Raw genomic sequence first — 20,786 nt, forward strand, 5'->3', positions numbered from 1 at the left:
CTCAGCTTCGGCGTCGGCCGAGCACTTCGTCGATGACTCGGGGCGCGTTCTCGGTGCCGACATAGGCCGCCAGGCGCACCACCATCTCTTGAGATCGGGCGAGCTCGGCCTCCACCCGCGCTTTACCCGACTGACCCGCCTGCACCCCGAAATATGCTCCGATGATGGTACCGATCACTCCGGCCACACCAGCGAACAGCGGGGCGAACTCGCCGGTGGCGAACACGGCGGCGCCGAAGGCGACCAAGACCGCGACGATGCCCGTCACCACGACGAGGAAACCGTAACGCCATCGGGTGGCGTCGGCCTGGGCGGCCGTGAGGTCGTCCTGCTTCATCATGGCGTCGAGCGACGGTGGTTTATCGGTGACCACAGTTCCTCCTGAAACCTCAGGGGGAAAATGTCCCACGAGGTCATGGAACAAGCCAAGCCGCTAAGCTGGCGGCCCGTGACCGAATCGTCTGCCTTGTCTGCCGTACCGTCTTCCGCCAGGGACGCTGTACTGAAGTTCTACTTCGGCCCCATGGACTGCGGGAAGTCGACGCTCGCGCTTCAGATGAACTACAACCACGGACGGCAGGGGCGGCGGGGCCTGGTGCTGACCAAGCACGACCGCTCGGGCGGGCCGAAGGTCACCAGCCGGATCGGGCTCGGTCTCGAGGCCATCGAGGTGGACGACTCCCTCGACCTGGTACGGCTGGTGACGGGGTTGCACGACCGGGTCGACTACCTGATCTGCGACGAGGCGTGCTTCTACACGGTCGAGCAGATCGAGCAGCTGGCGGACCTGGTGGACGAGCACGGCGTGGACGTGTACGCGTTCGGGCTGGCCTCCGACTTCCGTTCCGTCATGTTCCCGGCGGCGCAGCGGCTGTTCGAGCTGGCCGACGAGGTGTGCCGGCTGCAGGTCGAGGTGCTGTGCTGGTGCGGGCGGCCCGGGCAGCTGAACGCCAGGGTCGTGGGCGGGTCGATGGTGCGGACCGGCGAGCAGGTGGTGATCGGTGACACCGATGCCTCACCCGTCCGCTACCAGGTGCTCTGCCGCCGCCACCACCGCGCCGGGCTGCTGGGCGAGGGCTCATCCCATTGGCCGGCCTGACCGGAGCGACCGGCCGGGCCGCGATCAGCCGATAAGGCGGTCCAGGAGGTCCCTGAGCAGCTGGGCGTCGTCTTCCGGCAGTCCGGCCAGGAACGCCTCCTCGGCGGCGTCCACGGCCCGTAAGGCCCCGTCCAGGGTCTCACGGCCGTGCTCGGTCAGCTCCACGATGTTCCTGCGCCGGTCGCCCGGATCCGGGCGGCGCCCGACCAGCTTCTTCCGCTCCAGCGCGTCCACCAGGCTCACCATCGTGGTCCGGTCGATCCGCAGCCGCTGGGCCGCCTCCAGCTGCGACAGCGGCTCCGCCACGCCCAGCACCGACAGCACGGCGAACTCCCGCCCGTCGATGCCGTACGGCTCCAGCGCGGGGCCCGTCAGCTCGGCCAAGCGCAGGCTGGCGTGCTTGAACAGGTAACCAAGGCGACGGCGTCTCGACACACGCCGATTCTCACACGACTTCTCACGACGACGGGGGCCGGGGATTCCCGCCGGTCAGCCCGCGGCCAGCTCCTCCAGCCGGTACGGCAGATAGGCCGAGTCGTCCACCAGCGCCGACGCGCCGCGCCACCACCCGAACCACTCGCCGCTGCGCCACATCCAGTCCACCCGCTCGATGGCGGCCACCACGTCACCGACCGTCTCCCAGCGCTCACCGAGCTGCTCGCGGGAGGCGCCGTGCCGCAGGGCCCAGGCTCGCAGGATGCCCACGGCGGCGGCGGGCACCTCGCGGGCGTACGGGTCGGGGCTCTCCCCGGGCAGCCGGTGCGGACCGAGCCCGGCCGCCACCCCCCAGCTCCACTGCGCCTCGGCGGGGCGCGAGTAGCGCAAGGAGTGGAAGTCGAGATTGGATCCCAGATCCTCGTCGGGCCGCCGGGTGACGACCGCGTCGAGCCGGCCGCCGGCGTCGAAGTGCACCACCAGGCGCTGCCCCGGCTTGACGCCCGGCGGCAGGTCGAACCGGTCCTCGGCCTGCCACGAGTTGAGGTCCACCTGGGCGACGGCCTGACCCCACAGCTGGTCGGCGGCGTCGTCGGAGATCCAGGCGGCCAGCATCTCCAGCGCGGTCAGGTCGGTCCACGGCTCGATCGCGACGGCCGTGCGGACCACCTCGTCCGGCGGCGGCAGCTTGCCGCCCCTGGACCGCGCCCACCAGTCCGCGCCCAGCTCCCGGGTGCCGACCAGCAGCGCGGCGATGGCGGCCAGCTCGGCCGACCGCCTGGTGAGCGAGGCGCCGAGGGCCAGTTCGAGCATGCGGTCGGTGCGCTCGTCCCCGAGCACGGGGCGCACGTCATTGATCAGGGTCTCGGCGGTGGGGCGCTCCTCGCCGAGCAGGTTGCGTACGATTCGCCTGGCTTCTGTCCGTGCGTCCTCCGCGTGTGCCTGCCGCATACCCGCCACGCTACGCCTGGAGATCCTTTTCCGCGAGCCCCAGCCGCCCCACCTGCGCTGTGGCCGCGCGGCGTGCGTGCAGGCGGGCGCTCAGGAGCGGCGGGAGGCGCGACCGAGGACCCAGCCGATCGCGACGCTCGTGAGCGCGATGCCCGCTCCCATGCCGAAGGACGCCAGCATCACCCACGGCCGCGTCTCGGTGTGCCGTTTGGGGGGCCGCTCGTAAACGGCCCCGACGGCACCGGCCTCGCCGGCCGCACCGGTGCGCTCGCCCGCCGCCGGCGCACCCGGCACAGCGCTCGCCGGGACGGCGGCCCCGTCCGCAGCGGAGACCAGACCCGGAGCGAGATCGGGAGCCGGTCCGGGCGCTGGAGCCGCCGGCGCGCGCAAATGGTCCTCCACCGCAGCGAAGAACTCGCCCGCCGTCCGCTTGGCCACCGATCCGAGCATGCGCTGCCCGACCCCGCCGATCATCCCGCCGATCACGGCGTCCGCGTCGTAGTCGACCCGGGTCCCGCCGTCGATCTCGCTCAGCCGTAGCTGGACGGTCGCGTCCACCGTTCCGGGCGCGCCCTGCCCCCGGGCCTTGAGCGTGAAGCTCTCCGGCGCCAGCGGATCCGCCAGCGCGACCTCCCCCTGGTAGACGCCCTTGATGGACGCCACCCCCGCGTTGACCGTCATCTTGTAGGTGTTCACTGCGACCGCCTCTAGACGCTCGCAGCCAGGGATGGTCCGCACCAGCACTGCCGGGTCCTGGAGCGCCGCCCACACTTGATCCCGCTGAACGCCGATCACGGCGCTGCCCGCCACTTTCATCCCGCCACTCTAAGAGTCATCCTCTTGGATCGGGATAGTCCTGCGGTCGAACGCGTCTGCCCGGCATGGTCCGCGTGACAGGGATTCCCCCGAGCCGGTGCCTTGTCGCGACGCCATCGCCGAACACGTCACCTGGCGCGTCCCTCCAGAAAGTCTCCCCATAGCCGCTCTGCCCCAGCAGTCCGAAGCCGGCGAGTCTCGACGGCAGCACCACCCTCTACTTCGGCTCCATGGAGATCAAGGCCTCGGCGGCCAGGCCGGCGCCACCCGCTACTACACCAGCGCGGACGGTGCCGCCATCGCCGTGCGCAACGCCTCAGGAATCACCTGGCTCGGCTCCGGCTGCACCGCTTCCACCCAGGTAGCCGTCCACGACACCGCCGGCACCATCAGCGGTGAACGCTACCTGCCCTAAGGTCCACGCCGTGGAAATATGCGCATGGCCGATGGTTGGCGCACTGAGGCAAGGGCGGGAGACTTAAGACGTGCTCGCCACCTGGGCGCCTCGCCAACCCACTGACCGACCAGCTCGATCTGCGGCCCTGGCCGAGGTGCCGGGTACGCTGGCCGACCCGCGCAGCCGCCGGGGACGCCGCTGCCTGCGTTATCCCCGCTCGCTGTACTCGGCGGAGCAACATCTCTGGCCAAGATCATCCGCATCATCGCCGGATACGACCCAGACCTGCGCACCCGAGCCGGGTTACCCGGCACGCCACGACTGGCCGCCAGCGCCCGGGACGGCTCCTCGCCCGCCTGGACGGCGCCGCCTTCGACACCGCCACCTGCGGCTACCTGGCTTCGCTCGCCGCTCGAGGATATTTGTCATCAGCCACAGCGGCGGTCCAAGGCCGTTCATCGACGACGGCGTATCCGGCCGTCCGCGATCGCACAGCGCCTGGCTCCGGGAACGCGGACGCACGTAAAGCCGGGTCTTTCGCGCTACGGGAGTTTCAGTGCCCGGGGCGGACCGTTGCGGTCTCGTCCACGCCGGTGGCGCACAGGATCCACTCCAGGACGGAGGGGTGTTCCGGGCGCCAGCCGAGTTCGGTCCTGGGGGCGTGGCCGCGGACCCTGCTGTTCGACCCAAGGGCGTACACGGCAGGTTCGTAGCCCCATATCTCGATGGCGGCCGTGACATCCATGGATTCCGGCCCGGGAACGCCCAGCGCGGACGCGATGGCGGCGGTGATGTCCTTGAACCTGGCTTCCCCGTTCTCCACGAAGAAGAACGAACCGGGTGCGGCCGAGTGGAGCGCCCGGACGTAGAGGTCGCAGGCGTCGTCCACATGCACGTTGGACCAGATGTTCTCACCCGGGCCGATGTGCCGGGCGACGCCGCTCTCCCGCGCCGCGCGTACGAGCCGGGGGATCTGGACGCTGTCCGGGTTCAGCCCGGTGCCGGTCCCGTACACCATCGTGTTGCATAGGACCACCGACCGCACACCGAGATCAGCTGCGGCCATCACGCGCCTGTCGAGTGCCACCCGCGCGGCCTTGTCCGGCGCGGGTGTCCAGGAAGTGCCCGGGGCGATGTCGGCCTCGGTGTACACCTCCTCCTGTGGGTGCCCGTTCGAGGGCTCTCCGACGATGCTCGACCCGCTGGTGTGCAGGAACGGCTTGCCGGACCCGGTGAGGGCGCCGACGATGGCGGTCACCGCACCGACGTGGTCGCTGTCGGCGGCATTGACAACGGCGTCGGCGGCCTGTGACTCCTGTGCCAGCAGCATGTCGTCGTCGAGTGTGCCGGGCACCGGGTCGACGCCGAGCGCGCGGAGAGCCTCGATCGTCTGAGGAGAGCGGGTGAGCCCGCGAACGTGGTGCCCGGCCTCGACGAGCCGCGTGGCGAGGGATCCGCCAAGATATCCGGTCGCGCCGGTCAAAAAGATACGCATTAGAGGTTCTTTCTTCAGATGTCGGGACGTGTGGGCGCACCCTTCGGGTGCCACCACCGTCGGCCTTACGGACTGCTCAGGTACGGTGGGGCTGCCCAGACCTGCCCACCGTTCACAGGCGGACGCCAGCCGCGTCGGCCGCGGGTTCCGGCGCGTTGTTGTCCTCAAGGATCTTCAGCGCGTCCGCGACGGACGTTTCCGGCGAGTGGACCAGGGCCATGAGCGCCCGCACCATGCGCTGCGGGCGGGGGTGCTGGATGATGTTCCGTCCGTAGACGATGCCGGCAGCGCCCTGTTTCATGATCTCCGCGGTTCGAGCCAGGACCTCCTCGTCCGAAGCCCGGCCGCCACCGCGGACGAGGACCGGGATGCCGGAGGCCGTCTCGACGACCTGGTGGAAGTCCGCCGGATCGGTACAGGGGTCGGCCTTGATGATGTCCGCACCCAGTTCGGCGGCCTGTCGGACCAGCGTCGTGATCTTCGTCAGGTCGCCGTCGACCATGTATCCGCCCTGAACATCGTTCGACGCCATGACAAGGGGTTCGACCATCAGCGGCATCCCGGCGCTCTCACACTCGCGCTTCAGCCCGGCGACGTTCCGCACACACTGATGGTGCAGTTCCGGCTGGCCGGGAAGGAGAAGCAGGTTGACCACCACGCACGCGGCATCGGCGGCTACCGCCAGGTCGACCGCAGCGTCCATGGCCTCGGAGAACAGATGGCGGGGAAGCGCCGGCCCGTAGACGTTCGACACGTCGCCGCGTAGTGCCAGGGCGGGCCGCCGCTTTCCTCGTACTCCGTCGAGCAGGCGTGCCATCCCGGGTGTCAACTGGATGGCGTCTGGTCCCGCTTCCACGATGCGGGCCACCGCCGTGCGCATGTCCTCAATACCGCCGAGCAGCGAGAACTCGTTGGTCATGCCGTGGTCGAGGGCGACATCGAGGCATTTGCCGCTCTGTCCGAAGAAGCGGTCCAGTCGTGCTTTCACGGATGACTCCTGCCGGTCAGTTGGCTGGTTCGGGTGGGTAGATCGAGTACATGTCAGCCGGGAGGTCGAGGACCGGGCAGTTGCCGAGCTCATAGATGAAGTCCAGCTTCGGCTCCGTGGCGAGGTAGTAGTGAACATCGACGTCGAACCGGCCCGTCTGCATGACCCCGATGCCCTTCTCTCGGTACGCGGCCACTACGGCGTCGATGTCGGCATCGGCGATCCGCTCCTTGATGTGGTGCAGTCCCTCGCCCTTCTCCTGCAGGAATTTCTCGTAGATGGTGGGGCCGTACACCGGTTGGATGATCTCGAACTGCATGTCACCGACCCAGGAGATGGCGATGAAGAACTTGAACGGTTCAGTGACCGGCTCGTCGGCCACGTGGAGGTTGTCGACGGTGTCCTGGGTGAAGGTCAGCACGGTCCACGGACCGATGCCCAGGTTGTCGACCCACGCCTTCATGCTTTTCTCCAGATCGCGGGTGACGACCGCGATCTGATAGATCTTGCGCGACTTGTTGAACTCTCTCAGCTCGCCGTTGTTCATACCTCTCCCTGTGCCGATGTGGTCGGGTGTTCGTTGTTGGCCGCGGTCCACTCCGCCATGGCCGTGAAGATGATCGTCGTCGATATGGCGCCGGCGTCGGGGAAACCGAGGGATCGCTCGCCAAGGGTCATGGCCTTGCCGAAGCGGGCGATGAGGTCCTTGCTGCGATCGGCGCCCTCCCCCGCCGCGATCGCGGCCCGGCGAAATGCGTACGCCAGCGTGTCACCGGCCTCCGAGCTGCGGCGCAACGACTCCACGGCGGGATGCAGGGCGTCCAGCATGGTCTTGTCTCCGACAGTGGCCCCTCCCCGCCTGGTGATCTCTCGAATGGAGCGCTCGAAGTGGTCGGCGGCGATGGGCACCGTGAGGACGTCCGATGGGGGCAGCCCCTGCGCTCCCGCGCGGAACAGCAGACCGAAGACGACTCCAGATGCGCCTCCCATGGAGGTGATCAGTGTGTCGCCGACACCGGACAGCATGCCCCGGACGTCGTCGAAGGTGGTCGCCAGCAGCAGTTCTCGCACCGCGGTGAAGCCGCGTGTCATACCGAGCCCGTGATCTCCATCCCCGATGTCGCGGTCGGCCTTGGTCAGCAGCCGCTCACTGGTGATGATGCGGTCGGCGACGGCGATCAACATGCTTCGCACGTCGCCGGCTGTCATGCGGTCCATAGGTTCAGCCTTTAGAAACGGTGGTCAGTGACGGTTCGCGCCGGAGAAGAAGGAGGTCCGTCCTGGAGCGTCATAGAGCTTTTGGAGCTCGGGCGTCAGACCGAACACGCTGATCGAGAAGCCGTGCATCTCCTGGCTCGTGGCGAAGTCACCGACCTGGAGGTCGTGGATTCGGATGCCCGCCTGGTCCAGGACCCATGCGGTCCGCCGGGCGATGATCAGCAGCTCGGCGCGGGTGGTCGCGCCGAGTCCGTTGACCAGGACGCATGCCTTCTCGTCCGGTGACAGGGAGCGGTCTCCTACGATGAGCCGGATCATGTGGTCCACGGTCTCGTCCGCGGTGGCCATGTCGGCGCGCCGGACACCGGCCTCGCCGTGCATGCCCATTCCGATCTCCATCTTGCCGTCGGGTAGGACGAAGGTCGGTTCGTCGGTCCCGGGGATGGTGCCCCCCGCGCTGGCGACCCCCATGCTGCGGGTGCGATCGGCGGCCAGGGTGGCGAGTTCCTGAACGGACTTGAGGTCCAGACCTGCCTCCGAGGCGGCACCCGCGATCTTGCTGACGAAGAAGCCCCCGGCGATCCCCCGCCGGTCGTTGGCGCGGTCGGGTGGCGCGGCGGCCACATCGTCGGCGACCCGTACGGTCAGGACCTCGTGTCCCTCAGCCTGCAATTCCTCGGCCGCCAGGTCGAAGTTGAGCCGGTCACCGGAGTAGTTGCCGTAGACGAAGAGGATGCCGCGCCCGCGCTCTACCGCCTTGGCGGCTCGCACGATCGACTGCGGCGCGGGCGCGGCGAAGATGTCCCCCTGGCACACCGCGTCGGCGAAGCCGGGCCCGATGTACTCCAGCCATACCGGCTCGTGGCCGCTGCCTCCTCCGGAGACGATTGCGACCTTGTCGTCCAGAACCCGCTTGGCGACGGCCAGCGTGCCGGGAACCTGTGCGAACTGATCCCCATATATGGCGAGGAAGCCTTCCAGGGTCTCCTGGGCGACCTTACTCGGTTCGTTGATGAACTTTCTCATGATGGCTCCGTGTGGAAGATCGGGTTCACCGGCCCGCGGCTGACAGGTATCGCCGGACCGGCTCGGGGTCGTCGTATGTATAGGCCGGGCCTGCGGTGAAGTGGTCGAACTCACCGGTGCTCGCACCGGACCTGACAGCGTCGGCCACTTTGATCACTTCGGCTGCCCAGGAAGCGGCGTCCTGGCCTGTCGTGTGCCGGACGGTGCCGTCGCCGACGAGCAGCAGCCGGCCGACCGTGGGGTTGATGCCGATGCCGAAGACCGTCGTCTTGCCGGTGAGACCGCGGGCCTTGATCGCGTTCGCGCTCGCGATGACCGCGTCCTCGTTCTCGGCGAGGATGACGTTGACGTCAGGGTGGGCGGACAGGATGGCCGAAGCGACTGGGGTGGCCTTGTCGACGACGAAGCCCTCCTGGGAGGCGACGACCTCGGTCTTGACGGAGGCCAGGCCCTTCTCCAGCCCCTTACGGCGCTGCTGACACACGTCGTAGGTCTCGCAGGTGAGATACGCGACCTTCGCGGAGCCGCCGAGCTTGTCCTTGATGTAGGCCGCGGCGGCTTCACCCGTCGTCTCACCGAGCCCCATGTTGTCGTTCGTGACAAACGCCCGTGCGAGCTGCCGATCCTGCGGGGCGCCCAGGCACGTGTTGTAGCACACCACGGGTACGCCGCTTGACTGCAGGCGTCGCAACGAGGCGACCGAGCCCGTGGGCGACACGACACTCGCGACGACGAGATCGACTTTCCTAGTGGCGAATGCGGACATGATCCGGCTCTCCTTGCCGGCGTCGTTGCCCACGTCCTGCACGTCGAAGGCCATGTCGTGCTTCGGGCCCTCGCGCTTCAACGCGGCGGCGAACTCGGCGAAGGTGCCGGTCGGGAACAGCGTCGTGACACCGACGGTGAACGGCTCGCCTGAGCCGGACGCCTTCGCGGGACCGGTGGACGGCCCGGTGGCGGAGCAGCCCACCGCCGTGAGGACGGCCACGGCCGCGGCGCAGCGAAGGAGCAGGTCTGCGGAGTGTGGACGAGACATGAGTGACCCTTTCTGTGGTCACACCGGGCGGCGTGGTCCGGTGACGAGGACGGGCGGGCCGGTCGACGCAACCGTTTTCAGCTTTCGAGGGCCCGGGCGATGACCCGTCGGCGGGTGCGGCGGGTCGACGGCCTCGCCACGCTGACGAGGACCGCCAGCAGAACGATGGCGCCGTTGGCCACGTTCTGGGCGTAGCTGTTGACGCCCAGCAGGACCATGCCGTTGTTGAGGATCCCGATGAGGACGACACCGAGCAGAGTCCCGACCATGGAACCGCGGCCGCCGTACAGGCTGGCTCCGCCGACGATCACAGCCGTGATCACTGCGAACTCGACCCCGATGCCGATCGTCGGGTTCCCGGATCCGAGCTGGGACGTCTGCAGCAGGCTCGACACCGCGGCGAGCAGGCCGGTCGTCCCGAAGAGGACGGCGCGCACCCGGGCGACCGGGATGCCGGACAGGTGGGCGGCCTCGGCATTGCCGCCGACCGCGTAGACGCTGCGCCCGAACGTCGTGCGGTTGGCCAGCAGCCAGAAGGCCACGAACACCACGGCCATTATCAGCGCGGGGATCGGGACGCCGAGCACGGAGCCAGTGCCCAGTGCGGCAAAACCGGCGTCAGTGATGGGGATGGGAATCGAGTCGGTCATCAGCAGCGCCAGCCCGCTGAGTGCCGAGAACAACGCCAGGGTGACGATGAAGGACGGCACGTTGAGGAGGGCCCGCAGCAGGCCGGCTCCGACGCCGATCAGCGCGCCCAGCGCGCATACGGCGATGGCGGCAAGCCACAGCGGCCACTCCTGGTCGACCGCGAGCATCCCGAAGAGCGCGGAGCCGAAGGCGATGGCCGAGCCGACGCTGATGTCGATCTCACCAGCGATGATCACCAAGGTCATGCCGAAGGCAATGAGCCCGGTGAAGGAGATCTGACGGGCGACGTCGAGCAGATTTCCCGCGCTCAGGAAGTTCGGCGCGGTCAGGGACAGCAGGACGAAGACCACGGCGAGCACGCCGAGCAGCCCGAGGTGCTCCATGCCGAGGCGCCCCGCCGCCCCGGTGACCTGGCGGAGCCGCCTCTCGGCGACCTCCCCGGACGAGTAACGGTCGGACACGGTCGTGCCGGTCATCGCGCGTCTCCTTCCATGGCCGCGGCCATGACCGCCGGGAGATCCGTGTCTGCGACTCCCCGGTCGAGGACGACCCTGCCGGAGTTCAGAACGAGAAGACGGTCACAGACGAGGAACAGCTCTTCGATCTCGGACGAGACGACGACGATCCCGGTCCCTTCGTCGGCGAGGTCACGCAGGAGCGCGTAGATGTGCTCCTTGGCCTCCACGTCCACGCCGCGGGTGGGTTCGTCGAGGAGCAATACTCGCACCCGCGCGTTCAGGCACTTGCCGAGGATCACTTTCTGCTGATTGCCGCCGGACAGGGTGCCGACGGCGGTGCGGAGCGCGGGTGTTTTGATGGCCAGACGGGTGCGCGTGGCCTCGGCGACACGCTGTTCCTTGCGTCGGGAGAGCAGCCCCGCGACGCTGATACTGCGCGGGCTGGACAGCGTCACGTTGACCGAGACAGCCATACCGAGGGCCAGCCCTTCCTTCTTACGGTCCTCAGGGGCGAAGCCGAGACCGGCGTCGATCGCCTGGCGTGGGGTGCGGGGGCGCAGCGGCTGCCCGTTCAGTTTCACCGAACCGCTTTCGCGCCCGCTCAGGCCGTAGAGACATCGGAAGAGCTCCGTCCTGCCGGAGCCGAGCAGTCCGACGATGCCGAGGATCTCCCCCTGATGCAGATCGAACGAGACATCGCGGACGCGGTCGCCGCTGCGCAGCCGGGACACCGAGAGCACCACGCGCTCGGAGGCCTTCCTCTTCGGCCTGCGGCGGGAGGTAGCGGTCCTGCCCGTCATCATCTCCACGATCTCCGCGGTCGTGACGTCGCCGACGGGCCGGGTGGCGACGTGGCGCCCATCGCGGAGCACGGTGATGGAGTCGGCGACCCGGGGGATCTCGTCCATCCTGTGCGAGACGTAGATGACGGCAAGACCCGTCTCCGCGAGCCTTCGCACGAGGATCAGCAGCCTATCCACTTCGGCGGCCGGCAGTGAGCTGGTCGGCTCGTCGAGGATGAGCAGTTTGCCACCGTAGGACAGCGCTCGCGCGATCTCGACGGTCTGCTGTTCGGCCACACTGAGCTGGCCCACCTTGGCCCGAGGGTCGAGCTCGAGCCGCAGGTCGTCGAGGAACCGGCCGACGTGACGCACGAGCGCGGCGGGGCTGACCAGTCCTCCGCGGGTGCCTGCGGCGCGCCAGCGGCCCAGCAGGATGTTCTCGGCGACACTCAGTTCCGGGACGAGGCTGAGCTCCTGGTGGACGGTGACGATGCCCCGCTCGCGTGCGACAGCGGGGCTGGCCAGTTCGACCTGCCTGCCACCGATATGGATCCGCCCGGCGTCGGGGCGGACCGCACCGCAAAGGATCTTGACAAGAGTGGACTTTCCCGCGCCGTTCTTCCCCAGCAGCGCCCGGACCTCCCCAGCCGCCATCGACAGATCGACGCCGTCGAGTGCCAGCACGCCCGGATAGCGCTTGACCAGGCCTTCCACGGCGATCGCAGCATGCGCGCCGCCTGGCGGTGGCGGATGGGCGCCGTCCGGCGAGTGCCGGAAAAGAGCGTCGGCGTTCATGTCATCTCCGTTCGAACATGATCTCGGCACCTGCGCCGAGCGATCCGGGATGGATCCACATCAGGCGTGTTCCATATTTCGGTCTATCGTCCGAGACACTGAACAAAGTAAGCGGCCGTAATTCTGGTGTCAAGCGCCCGGAACACGAAGAAGATCCGAATGGCGGCATGGGTCGGCCGACTCGAATATGGGGGGCCGGCACAGTGGCGCCTCCTCACGCCTCGCGGAGGTTGCGGGGCGCAGGCCGTCCGGCAAGCGCAGCCAGGTGGCGAAGACGCCAGGTCAGTGGCACGAGCGGGTTAGGCCGGAGCACGCTACGGCCCTCGCCCGTGGCGCGTGCTCCGGCGCCGCGCGGTGCGTAGAGTCCTCTCATGCGCGACGGAGCGCGGCGGTGGCTCGCGCCGCCGGAACCCCCGTCAGGCTTCGGACGGGCTCGCCGGCTCCCGCCGCAGGGACTCGGACAGGTGGCGAGCGAGCGCCCGGACCGCTTCGGCATCGCTGCCGGCGTCCGCCGAGGTGATGTCGACGATCGATCCGACCGCGGCCAGCGGGCCGCCTCGGCCGTACACGACCGCGGCGGTTCCGGCCAGCGCCATCTCGCCCAGGTCCGCGTTGGAGGCGAAGCCTCGGGCACGGGCCAGGCCTACCGCCTCGATGAGCCGCTCCATATCGAACAGTTGCCCGCTGGGCGAGAGCGGAGGGGCATCGGTGTGCATCTCCCTGATCACCGGATCGGGCAGCGTGCTGAGCAGCGCACGGCCGGTCCCCGTCGACCACGCCGGCAGGCGGATACCTGGCTTGAGGGTGAGCGGAAGAGGCCTCTCTCCAGGGCGCACCGAGAGATAGGCGGCGTCGAGACCCGACAGGACGGCGAGCGCGACCGTGCGCCCCGCAAGCTCCTCGGCGTGCGGGACCGCCGCGTGGAACAGCTCAAGAAGCGGCGTACCTCCTACCAATCCTCTCGCGATCTCGCTCAGCCTGCCACCGAGCTGCATGCGCCCGTCAATGTCGCGTGCCAGGACTCCGGCCTCCAGCAGAACACCGCAGATGTCGGCCAGGGAACTCTTGGGCATGGCGAGACGTCGGCTCAGCTCGCCGAAGCTCGCCGCTTCATGGTGGGCGGCGAGCTCGAAGAGGATGCGGGCCGCCTTGCGCACCGCGGGCGATCGGCCCGGTGTCACGCTCTCGCTGATCTCGATCAACCCCAGGGTTGGTAGTCGGCGACGTTGGCCTCGGTGACCAGCCTCGTGGGAAGAAGGCGAGTCTGGGTGACCAGACGCTCCCCGGCCCGCAGCTGCGCGGCCAGACGGAAGGCGAGGTGGGCGAGCTGGGCAGGGTCTTGCGCGGCGGACGCCTTCAGAGAGCCCCCGGCGGCGATGGCCGAGGCAGCCGCGGCCGATCCGTCAACGCTCACCACCGGCACGGAGATCCCCCGCTCCCCCAACGCCTCTATGATCCCTGTCGACGTCGGATCGTTGATGCCGAAGAACCCCGCGACCCGCGGGTGTTGGGCGAGCATTCGGCGGGCGATGGACCTGCCCGTCTGCGGGGAGTGGTCGCCGCGTTCCCGGGCGACGACGTTCACTCCTGGGTGCTCACGCAGGGCCGACATGAATCCGGCGACCCGGTCGGCCGTGGCGGTCACCGGCTCACCATCGACGATGGCCACCTCTCCCCTGCCACCCAGCAGGCCGGCGAGGTGATGCCCGACCAACTGGCCTGCCTGGACGTTGTCGGTGGTCACGGACACATCCGCGCCCTCGGCGCCGACGTTGACGGCGATGACGGGGATGTCAGCAGAGCGCGCCAGCCGTACGGCTCCGGCCACCTTCGTGGAGTGCACAGCGTCGAGCACGATCGCGTCAACCCGCATGTTCACCAACTCACCGATCTGCCCGATCTGCACGTCGATGTCCTGCCCCGAGTCGAGCGCAACGATCTCGGCCCCTATCTCGGCGGACGCCTCGGCCAAAGCGCGGAGCTCGACGACGTAGAAGGGATTGCTGGTATTCGGGACGGCGACACCGAGCCGGGCCAGTTTAGGCGGATGCCGCAGCTGCGCGGCGGCAAGTTCCGCGACCGCCAGCCCGAGAACGTAGCGGCCCTGCGGGTCCTGGACGAGCAGTCGTTCCTCCACCAGCGTCTGACAAATGCCCAGCAGGCTGCTCTTCGGCAACCCGAGACGCCGGCCGAGATTGGCCAGTGAGGCCGGGCCATGGACGGCTATCTCGCTGAGCACGGCCACGGCGCGGCTGACCGCGGGCACCCTGGAAGGCGCCTCGGGGCCCACGGTCCCCTCATGCGGTGCCCTAGTCACGAACCCACCTCCCACCTCGCGCAGCGCCCCGAATCAAGATGCCACATCTTGACAACCTCGCTACCGGAAGTATCTTGTTCAATATATCGCACGAGGAGACGAAATAGTGACCACGTCTTCGGCGATCCTCCCGATCATTCTCTAGTTCTTCCGCACTTAGGGTGTGGGCCCTGTCTGAGGCATGCCCACCAATTCGGAGTCACGCGATGCGAACACAGGCCGCCATCCTCGATCATCCCGACCTGTCCCGGCTGTACACGCACGACCGGCCGCTACGCGTGAGCGCCGTCGACCTCGACGCTCCGGGGCCGGGTGAGCTGCTCGTCTCCATCGACGCGGCCGGGGTCTGCCACTCCGACCTGTCCGTGGTCAACGGCTCCCGCAGGCGTCCCACCCCCATGGCGCTCGGGCACGAGGCGACGGGTGTCGTGGAGGGTCTCGGCCCGTACGTGACCGACATCGAGGTTGGCGACCGGGTCGTGCTGGTCTTCGTCCCAGGCTGCGGACTCTGTGGTCATTGCACTGGCGGCGCCCCCACCAGGTGCGCGAGCGCCGCTCGCGCCAACGCATCGGGCACGCTTCTGTCCGGGGCGCGCCGCCTGCACCGCGACGGCCAACCTGTCCACCACCACCTCGGCATCTCCGCGTTCGCTCGGCACGCGGTCGTCGACCGCCGTTCCGCAGTGGTCGTCCCGGCCGACCTCCCCGCGCCGGTCGCCGCGCTGTTCGGCTGTGCCGTCCTCACCGGCGTCGGAGCGGCTCTCAACACCGCGAACGTGCGGCCCGGCGAGACGGCTCTCGTCCTCGGGCTCGGTGGCGTGGGATTGTGCGCCCTGCTCGGCGCGGTCCTGGCAAACGCGCACCCGATCATCGCCGTGGACCCCATCCCGGAGAAACGAGACCTCGCGCTCAAGCTCGGCGCCACGCACGCGATCCCTCCCGAGGAGGTGGAAACCGTACTCGCCGCCGTCCTCGAAGGCGGAGTCGACGTGGCGTTCGAAGCCGTCGGGCGCACCTCCGCACTGCAGACGGCGTGGTCGCACACCCGTCCCGGCGGCCGTACGGTGTCGGTCGGTCTCCCCGATCCGTCCGAGCGGCTATCGGTCCCGGTCGCCACCCTGGTAGGAGAGGGGCGCACGCTTTTGGGAAGCTATCAGGGCGACTCCGTTCCGCAGCGCGACATCCCCCGCTACGTCGCACTGTGGAGGGCCGGCAGGCTCCCCGTCGACCTGCTGCTTGGAGAGACGTTCCCCCTCGCGGATGTCAACGTCGCCCTCGAACGACTCGCCACCGGCAGCGCGGTACGGCCGATGCTCCTACCGTGATCCGGCGCCGCAGGCCGATGTCGGCTCGGCTAAGGCGCCTTCCTGGCACGGGACATACCCACCGGGCGCCTTGTCGAGCTGCCAGCCAGGATCGGGCCGGACGTCGTCGCCGCCCTACTGCTGCAGGGGCTCAGCGCGCAGGGATAACGCCGGCAGCGGGCCGAGCCGGTAGCGGCGTCCCCGGCGGCTGCGCGGGTCGGGCAGCGTCTCCGGCATCTTCGTGCCGCCCGTCTAGGATGATCGACGCCATGCGCGCACCCGATGCCGGACTGACCGCCTTCCCGCAGATCCCCGACGACGTCCGACTGATCGACCTGGCCTGGAACGCGATCGCCAAGGTGCCCGAGCGGGTGGCGGAGCTGACCGCCCTGGAGGAGCTGCGGCTCGACGGCAACGGCCTGCGCAGGCTGCCGGACCTCTCCCGGCTCACCGCCCTGCGCACGCTGCACCTCGACGGCAACGAGCTGACGACCTTCCCGGCGTGCCCGCCGCAGCTGGAGACACTCTTCCTGTACGGCAACCGCATCGGCGCCCTGCCGGACCGGCTCCCACCGGCGCTCCGCCACCTGGCGATCGGCGGGAACGACCTGACCGAGGTGCCCGGCTCCCTCTGGAAACTGGCGGGACTCGAATCGCTGAACCTGGCCGAGAACGCGCTCACCGAGATCCCCGCGGCCATCGGCGGCCTGACCCGCCTCCGCATGCTCGACCTGGGACACAACCGGCTCACCGAGATCCCGCCCGAGCTCGGCGACCTGCCCCTCACCGACTACCTCTACCTCAGCGACAACCTGTTCACCCAGGTGCCTGAGGCGATCGGCCGGCTGGACCGGCTCGCCTACCTCAACCTGACCGACAACCGGCTCAGCCGCCTGCCCGACGCGATCGGCGGCATGGCGTCGCTGGTGGAGCTGCGGCTCTACAACAACCTGCTGGAGGAGCTCCCCGCCCCGATGGCCGGCCTGGCCCGGCTTCGGGAGCTGCATCTGCAGGGCAACCGCCTGACCCGGCTGCCCGCCTCCATCCACCGGCTCGGCGAGCTGCGCGTGCTGGACCTGCGCAACAACCGCCTGCGCGAGCTGCCGGACACGATGCCGCCCCGGCTCACCCACCTCGACCTGCGGAACAACAGGCTGCGCGAGCTGCCCGAGTCCCTGGCCGACCTGCCCACGCTGGAGAAGCTCGACCTGCGATGGAACAAGCTAGACGGCGATCCCGAGGTGCTGCGGCGACTGGCCGCCCGCGGTTGCGTGACCTTGCGCTGAACCGGGGTGGCAGGCCCTGCGTACCTCCGCACATGACGACATTTCCACGTCTGGCCGCTTTCGCGCTGCTGGCCGGGCTGGTCACTGGCTGTTCCCAGTACGTCGGGAAGAACAGTGACTACGGAGCAGCGGGAAATGCGCAGGCCAACGCCGCCCCCCTCACCGTCGAGCAACTCTCCGCCAAGGTGGGCTGCAAGCCGAAGGTGCAGGTCGACGCCGATGAAATCCGTACGGCGTACTGCAAGACCAAGGAAGGCGAGTTCTTCGTCAACACCTTCAAGACCGAGAAGCTCAAGGACGAGTGGATGGACCGGGCGCCCGAGTACAACCCGCATCTGGTGGGCCCGCGCTGGACCGTCCTCGGCCCGCTCGAGGTGCTGGAGGTCCTCAAGCCGCAACTCAACGGCGACCTGCACCTGACCGATCACCGGGTCTCGCAGACACCCAAGTGATCCGTTGGGTGCCCACATGACGCCGCCGCCTGCTCCCTCGGGCAGCGGGAGAGGCGGCGGCCCTATCCAGCGGTCGTGCGTTACCGCATCAGCTCGTACTGCGCTCTGACCTCGCCTGGTGACGCCACCCGGTCCAGGAACATCAACCCGTCCATGCGGCACTCGCACGGGTTCTGCTCCCTGGTGTTCTGCGGGTAGCTGCCACCGATCTTGATGCCGCGTGGGTCGGTCGCCGAGGTGACGTCGGGCTCGGGGTCGCCTTCGACGCCCCACGGGTCGCCAGCGACGGTGGTGAAGCCGGCGAGCGGGCGGCCGTTCCGGTAGAGCTTCATCGTCGCGGTGTCGAAGTCGAACGTCGCGGCGAGGAACACCCACTGGTCCCGTTGCAGGATCTCCTGCCACGGCCGGTCGGCGGCGAACGTCTGCGAGCTGCTGCCGTCCACGCGGCGGGCCAGCGCCACCACGCGCAGCTCGCCGTTCACGGTGATCAGCTCCAGGAGCGCTCTGACGTCGTGGCCCTGCGAGTTGCCGCTCAGCACCCCGGCCAGTCCGATGGCGTTGAAGAAGTCGGCCGGGTCGGCGGTATTGGAGTTGGGCGCGGGTCCCGTGCCCTGCATCTTGAACCAGCCCATGATGGTCACGCCCTGGACGGCGTTGAACGCCCGCAGGGTCGGCACGCCGGTCTCGCCGTAGATCCCGGCCTTCCAGTCGTCGTTGCCCGCCGTGGCGGGCTCGACCTGGCGGGTCTGGAGCGCATGGGTGCTGCCCCGGTAGGCGCGGTCGGCCACGCGCATGGCGGCGCCGCCGTTGACGAGCGTGATGTCGGTGCCCGACAGGCCCTGGTCCCGCTCCTTGGCCGGGTCGCCGGCCACCGGGTGCTCGAAGTCGTACGCCGCCACCAGGTCGTCACGCAGGCTCGGCAGCACGTCGGGCGGCGTCCACTGGGCCTTCGTGATCTTCCAGATCTTGCCGTTGGCCTTCGACAACACGTACAGCTCGCCGGCGGCGTCGCGGCCGAAGCGCAGGTCCACCCGGGTGTGCCCGGCCAGGTCCTGCATGGTGACCTGCTTGCCGGCGGCGTCCACCAGCCGCGGCTTGTGGATGGTGGCCCGGCGGCCGGTCTGCTCCCGCATCTGCGCGGCGACCGTGAAGAACACCTGGCCGTCCACGATGTCGCCGAACAGGTATTTCCCGTGCAGCAGCGGCAGCTTCGTGCCGCGGTAGACGAACCCGCCGACGACCGCGTGGCCGCTGTCGGCCGTGCAGGAGTGGCCGGGTGGCGGGTCGTGGTCGTAGGCCGCCACCGGGTACGTGTAGCCGAACTCCGCGTCGTTGTCCGGCAACGTGTAGAGGTGGCAGCGGTCGGCCCGGTTGAACAGGAACGAGCCTTCGCGCACGCTCCACCCCAGGTTGTCCCCGGCACCGACGTCGTAGATGGCCTCGATGGCGTGCTCGCCGATGTGGCCGAGGAAGAGCCGGTTGCCGGCTCCCGGGTCCCAGCTGAAGCGGTGTGGGTCACGCATGCCGTAGGCGTAGATCTCGCCGAGCGCGCCCGGGCGGCCGGCGAACGGGTTGGCGGCCGGGATGCCGTACCGGCCGTTGGCGCCGTTCGTGCCGGACGGGTCGATGCGCAGGATCTTGCCGTAGGGCACGGCCAGGTTCTGCGGGTCGTCGCTGCTGACGCCGCGCCCGCCGTCGCCGGCCGCGATGTAGAGCAGGCCGTAGTCCTGGTCGCCGGGGCGGGCGGCCGGGTTGAAGTCGATCTGCTGGATGCCGTGGATCTGGCCGGAGAAGCCGAGCCTCAGCACTTCTCTGCGAGTGCCCGAGAACGTGCTCGCCTTCGGGTCCGTCGCCGTCCACTCGGTGATCACGCCGTGGAACCTGACGCCCGGCTGGGGCGGAAAGTCGGGGGTCTTGGTGGTGAGCGCGTCACCCCACTCGGTGTGCACGGTGTAGAACGTGCCGTTGCCGCCGAACTCCGGGTGGAAGGCGGCGAAGCCGAAGCCGCTGCCCAGGCCGCGTCCCGAGATGAAGTCGGGCGCGAACGTGGCGCCGACGTCGAGGTACTCCCGCGGCTCGCCGCCGCTCTTGTCCAGGAAGTAGAGCTTGCCGTTGAGGTCGTTGACGTACAGCCGGCGCGAGCCGTCGGGCAGCTCGCCCAGGTAGTTGATCCTGGCCCAGCGGACCAGGCGCTGGTCGGTCGGCGGCGGGATCGTGTCGGTCTTCGGGAACGAGGCGAATTCCTCGAGCGTCAGCGTGAGGCCGGACGGGGTGGGCTTCTCGGGGATGGGGTCGTCGATCGGAGTCGGCTCCGCCTGCGCGACCGCCGGCGACGCGCATAAAGCGGTCACCAGCAGCACGGCGAGCAGGCCTCGGAGGGTTCTGGGCATGCCTCACCACCAAGGGGTGTCGATTCGCGGGTTCACTGCTCAACGGGTGCGGTGCCGTCGCAGGCCGGGGTGCCCTTGACGGTCATGTCGCGCATCCTGCCGATGTTGTCGAACGAGCCGAAGCCGACCCGGCCGGAGGTGAACGTGCGGTCGGTGGCCGTCATCAGCGGGGTTTCGGCGCCGTCCACGTAGACCGAGATGCGGCCGGTGTCCGTGCAGTGCGTGACGCGGACACGGTGCCACTCGGCGTCCGTCACCGCGGGCGGCGCGCCGACCTGGCCGTTCCACTGGTCGTCGATGCGCAGGCGGTCGGCGTTGTTGACGACGAAGATCCCGTTGTGCGGGTAGATGGTGTTGTCCTGCGAAAGGTGCACGTAGTAGAACTCGGTGTCCGACCGGTAGCCGAACACGATGATCACGTCGCGGTTGCTGACGCTGGTCGGTGTGTCCAGGCGGACCTTCGCGTCGATGCGTGCCGAGGCGAACTCGGGGCCGGTCTTCAGCACCGCGTACTCGAAGGGCCGGCGTGGTCCGGGGCGGGCGACCCCGGCCTCGGCGAGTATCACCTGGTCGCCGGGGAACTGCCACTTGGCAGGGGTCACGGGCGCCCAGTTGTGGCCGGCGTCCACCTGCTTCACGCGGGCGTGGCCGAGTGCGCAGTCCTGGGTGGTGACGGCTTGGGCGGGCAGGGGGAGTGCGGGAGCGGCCAGGGCGAGTGCGGCCGCGATGGTGAGAGTGCGAAGGGCTGACATCCGGGATCCTCTCGCCGGTCGTCGTAAGCGCTTCCGAAAGCGCTTACGTGGCTGCCTTCGAGCGGATCGTATCCCGGGGAAAGGGTCTGTCAAGAGGGCGGCGGCCGCTGTGAGGACGACAGGCGGTCAGGGCGGCGG

The 20,786-nt window shown here is 69.1% G+C and carries 21 protein-coding genes; 5 read left to right on the forward strand and 16 right to left on the reverse strand.

Features of this window, described 5'->3' with window-relative positions; all coding sequences use genetic code 11:
* Position 1: 1 nt before the first annotated feature.
* The gene (locus ETD86_RS25115) at positions 2-424 is read right to left on the reverse strand and encodes a hypothetical protein (protein WP_246148130.1); all 423 of its coding nucleotides are present in this window, start codon (positions 422-424) and stop codon (positions 2-4) included.
* Positions 425-448: 24 nt separating this feature from the next.
* Between ETD86_RS25115 and ETD86_RS25120 the strand changes: the two genes are divergently transcribed.
* The gene (locus tag ETD86_RS25120) at positions 449-1,099 is read left to right on the forward strand and encodes a thymidine kinase (RefSeq protein WP_138668617.1); all 651 of its coding nucleotides are present in this window, start codon (positions 449-451) and stop codon (positions 1,097-1,099) included.
* 24 nt (positions 1,100-1,123) lie between these two features.
* Here the strand turns inward: ETD86_RS25120 and ETD86_RS25125 are convergent, their stop codons facing one another.
* The 3 genes from ETD86_RS25125 to ETD86_RS25135 form a co-directional block, all read right to left on the reverse strand.
* Complete coding sequence (locus ETD86_RS25125; protein WP_138668618.1) at positions 1,124-1,534, reverse strand: MarR family winged helix-turn-helix transcriptional regulator; 411 nt, start codon at positions 1,532-1,534, stop codon at positions 1,124-1,126.
* 54 nt (positions 1,535-1,588) lie between these two features.
* Positions 1,589-2,485, reverse strand: a complete 897-nt coding sequence (locus ETD86_RS25130; protein WP_138668619.1) for a hypothetical protein — start codon at positions 2,483-2,485, stop codon at positions 1,589-1,591.
* Positions 2,486-2,575: 90 nt separating this feature from the next.
* Entirely contained in the window at positions 2,576-3,301 is a 726-nt protein-coding gene (locus ETD86_RS25135; RefSeq protein WP_138668620.1) for an SRPBCC family protein, read from the reverse strand.
* Between the two features lie 97 nt (positions 3,302-3,398).
* Here ETD86_RS25135 and ETD86_RS25140 point away from each other — a divergent pair, with 97 nt between their 5' ends.
* Entirely contained in the window at positions 3,399-3,716 is a 318-nt protein-coding gene (locus tag ETD86_RS25140) for a hypothetical protein (RefSeq protein WP_138668621.1), read from the forward strand.
* Positions 3,717-4,251: 535 nt separating this feature from the next.
* Here the strand turns inward: ETD86_RS25140 and ETD86_RS25145 are convergent.
* The 10 genes from ETD86_RS25145 to ETD86_RS25190 form a co-directional block, all read right to left on the reverse strand.
* Complete coding sequence (locus tag ETD86_RS25145) at positions 4,252-5,193, reverse strand: NAD-dependent epimerase/dehydratase family protein (protein ID WP_138668622.1); 942 nt, start codon at positions 5,191-5,193, stop codon at positions 4,252-4,254.
* Positions 5,194-5,305: 112 nt separating this feature from the next.
* Positions 5,306-6,274 (reverse strand): class I fructose-bisphosphate aldolase, encoded by a 969-nt coding sequence (locus tag ETD86_RS25150; RefSeq protein ID WP_138668623.1) that lies wholly within the window; start codon positions 6,272-6,274, stop codon positions 5,306-5,308.
* Complete coding sequence (locus ETD86_RS25155; RefSeq protein ID WP_138668624.1) at positions 6,198-6,728, reverse strand: VOC family protein; 531 nt, start codon at positions 6,726-6,728, stop codon at positions 6,198-6,200. The genes ETD86_RS25150 and ETD86_RS25155 overlap by 77 nt, the downstream gene beginning before the upstream one ends.
* Positions 6,725-7,399, reverse strand: a complete 675-nt coding sequence (gene dhaL / locus ETD86_RS25160; RefSeq protein ID WP_138668625.1) for a dihydroxyacetone kinase subunit DhaL — start codon at positions 7,397-7,399, stop codon at positions 6,725-6,727. Before dhaL ends, ETD86_RS25155 begins: the two co-directional genes overlap by 4 nt.
* Positions 7,400-7,423: 24 nt before the next feature.
* The gene (locus ETD86_RS25165) at positions 7,424-8,425 is read right to left on the reverse strand and encodes a dihydroxyacetone kinase subunit DhaK (RefSeq protein WP_138668626.1); all 1,002 of its coding nucleotides are present in this window, start codon (positions 8,423-8,425) and stop codon (positions 7,424-7,426) included.
* A gap of 25 nt (positions 8,426-8,450) precedes the next feature.
* Entirely contained in the window at positions 8,451-9,461 is a 1,011-nt protein-coding gene (locus ETD86_RS25170; RefSeq protein ID WP_138668627.1) for a sugar ABC transporter substrate-binding protein, read from the reverse strand.
* Between the two features lie 77 nt (positions 9,462-9,538).
* Positions 9,539-10,588 carry an ABC transporter permease gene (locus tag ETD86_RS25175; RefSeq protein WP_138668628.1) on the reverse strand — a complete coding sequence of 350 codons (1,050 nt, stop codon included), beginning with the start codon at positions 10,586-10,588 and terminating at the stop codon, positions 9,539-9,541.
* Entirely contained in the window at positions 10,585-12,147 is a 1,563-nt protein-coding gene (locus tag ETD86_RS25180) for a sugar ABC transporter ATP-binding protein (RefSeq protein WP_138668629.1), read from the reverse strand. The genes ETD86_RS25175 and ETD86_RS25180 overlap by 4 nt, the downstream gene beginning before the upstream one ends.
* A 416-nt stretch (positions 12,148-12,563) precedes the next feature.
* Positions 12,564-13,349 carry an IclR family transcriptional regulator gene (locus ETD86_RS25185; RefSeq protein WP_138668630.1) on the reverse strand — a complete coding sequence of 262 codons (786 nt, stop codon included), beginning with the start codon at positions 13,347-13,349 and terminating at the stop codon, positions 12,564-12,566.
* Positions 13,346-14,464, reverse strand: a complete 1,119-nt coding sequence (locus tag ETD86_RS25190; protein WP_138668631.1) for a substrate-binding domain-containing protein — start codon at positions 14,462-14,464, stop codon at positions 13,346-13,348. The genes ETD86_RS25185 and ETD86_RS25190 overlap by 4 nt, the downstream gene beginning before the upstream one ends.
* A 206-nt stretch (positions 14,465-14,670) precedes the next feature.
* Between ETD86_RS25190 and ETD86_RS25195 the strand changes: the two genes are divergently transcribed.
* The 3 genes from ETD86_RS25195 to ETD86_RS25205 all read left to right on the forward strand — a co-directional run bounded on the left by ETD86_RS25195 (position 14,671) and on the right by ETD86_RS25205 (position 17,506).
* Positions 14,671-15,789, forward strand: a complete 1,119-nt coding sequence (locus tag ETD86_RS25195; RefSeq protein ID WP_138668632.1) for a zinc-binding dehydrogenase — start codon at positions 14,671-14,673, stop codon at positions 15,787-15,789.
* A gap of 248 nt (positions 15,790-16,037) precedes the next feature.
* Positions 16,038-17,054 carry a leucine-rich repeat domain-containing protein gene (locus tag ETD86_RS25200; RefSeq protein ID WP_138668633.1) on the forward strand — a complete coding sequence of 339 codons (1,017 nt, stop codon included), beginning with the start codon at positions 16,038-16,040 and terminating at the stop codon, positions 17,052-17,054.
* A gap of 32 nt (positions 17,055-17,086) precedes the next feature.
* A complete protein-coding gene (locus ETD86_RS25205; protein ID WP_138668634.1) occupies positions 17,087-17,506 on the forward strand; it encodes a hypothetical protein in 420 nt (139 codons plus the stop codon).
* Between the two features lie 80 nt (positions 17,507-17,586).
* Here the strand turns inward: ETD86_RS25205 and ETD86_RS25210 are convergent, their stop codons facing one another.
* Complete coding sequence (locus tag ETD86_RS25210; protein WP_138668635.1) at positions 17,587-19,896, reverse strand: PQQ-dependent sugar dehydrogenase; 2,310 nt, start codon at positions 19,894-19,896, stop codon at positions 17,587-17,589.
* Between the two features lie 32 nt (positions 19,897-19,928).
* Complete coding sequence (locus tag ETD86_RS25215) at positions 19,929-20,648, reverse strand: LamG domain-containing protein (protein ID WP_211370294.1); 720 nt, start codon at positions 20,646-20,648, stop codon at positions 19,929-19,931.
* Positions 20,649-20,786 lie beyond the last annotated feature (138 nt).

It is taken from the genome of Nonomuraea turkmeniaca (assembly GCF_005889735.1).
Taxonomy (GTDB): domain Bacteria; phylum Actinomycetota; class Actinomycetes; order Streptosporangiales; family Streptosporangiaceae; genus Nonomuraea; species Nonomuraea turkmeniaca.

Coding starts and splice junctions, on each gene's coding strand:
- ETD86_RS25215 (WP_211370294.1), bottom strand. CDS start 20,648: ATGTCAGCCCTTCGCACTCTCACCATCGCGGCCGCACTCGCCCTGGCC.
- ETD86_RS25165 (WP_138668626.1), bottom strand. CDS start 8,425: ATGAGAAAGTTCATCAACGAACCGAGTAAGGTCGCCCAGGAGACCCTG.
- ETD86_RS25155 (WP_138668624.1), bottom strand. CDS start 6,728: ATGAACAACGGCGAGCTGAGAGAGTTCAACAAGTCGCGCAAGATCTAT.
- ETD86_RS25150 (WP_138668623.1), bottom strand. CDS start 6,274: ATGAGCTCGGCAACTGCCCGGTCCTCGACCTCCCGGCTGACATGTACT.
- ETD86_RS25200 (WP_138668633.1), top strand. CDS start 16,038: ATGCGCGCACCCGATGCCGGACTGACCGCCTTCCCGCAGATCCCCGAC.
- ETD86_RS25170 (WP_138668627.1), bottom strand. CDS start 9,461: ATGTCTCGTCCACACTCCGCAGACCTGCTCCTTCGCTGCGCCGCGGCC.
- ETD86_RS25130 (WP_138668619.1), bottom strand. CDS start 2,485: ATGCGGCAGGCACACGCGGAGGACGCACGGACAGAAGCCAGGCGAATC.
- ETD86_RS25145 (WP_138668622.1), bottom strand. CDS start 5,193: ATGCGTATCTTTTTGACCGGCGCGACCGGATATCTTGGCGGATCCCTC.
- ETD86_RS25210 (WP_138668635.1), bottom strand. CDS start 19,896: ATGCCCAGAACCCTCCGAGGCCTGCTCGCCGTGCTGCTGGTGACCGCT.
- ETD86_RS25180 (WP_138668629.1), bottom strand. CDS start 12,147: ATGAACGCCGACGCTCTTTTCCGGCACTCGCCGGACGGCGCCCATCCG.
- ETD86_RS25135 (WP_138668620.1), bottom strand. CDS start 3,301: ATGAAAGTGGCGGGCAGCGCCGTGATCGGCGTTCAGCGGGATCAAGTG.
- ETD86_RS25175 (WP_138668628.1), bottom strand. CDS start 10,588: ATGACCGGCACGACCGTGTCCGACCGTTACTCGTCCGGGGAGGTCGCC.
- dhaL (WP_138668625.1), bottom strand. CDS start 7,399: ATGGACCGCATGACAGCCGGCGACGTGCGAAGCATGTTGATCGCCGTC.
- ETD86_RS25195 (WP_138668632.1), top strand. CDS start 14,671: ATGCGAACACAGGCCGCCATCCTCGATCATCCCGACCTGTCCCGGCTG.
- ETD86_RS25205 (WP_138668634.1), top strand. CDS start 17,087: ATGACGACATTTCCACGTCTGGCCGCTTTCGCGCTGCTGGCCGGGCTG.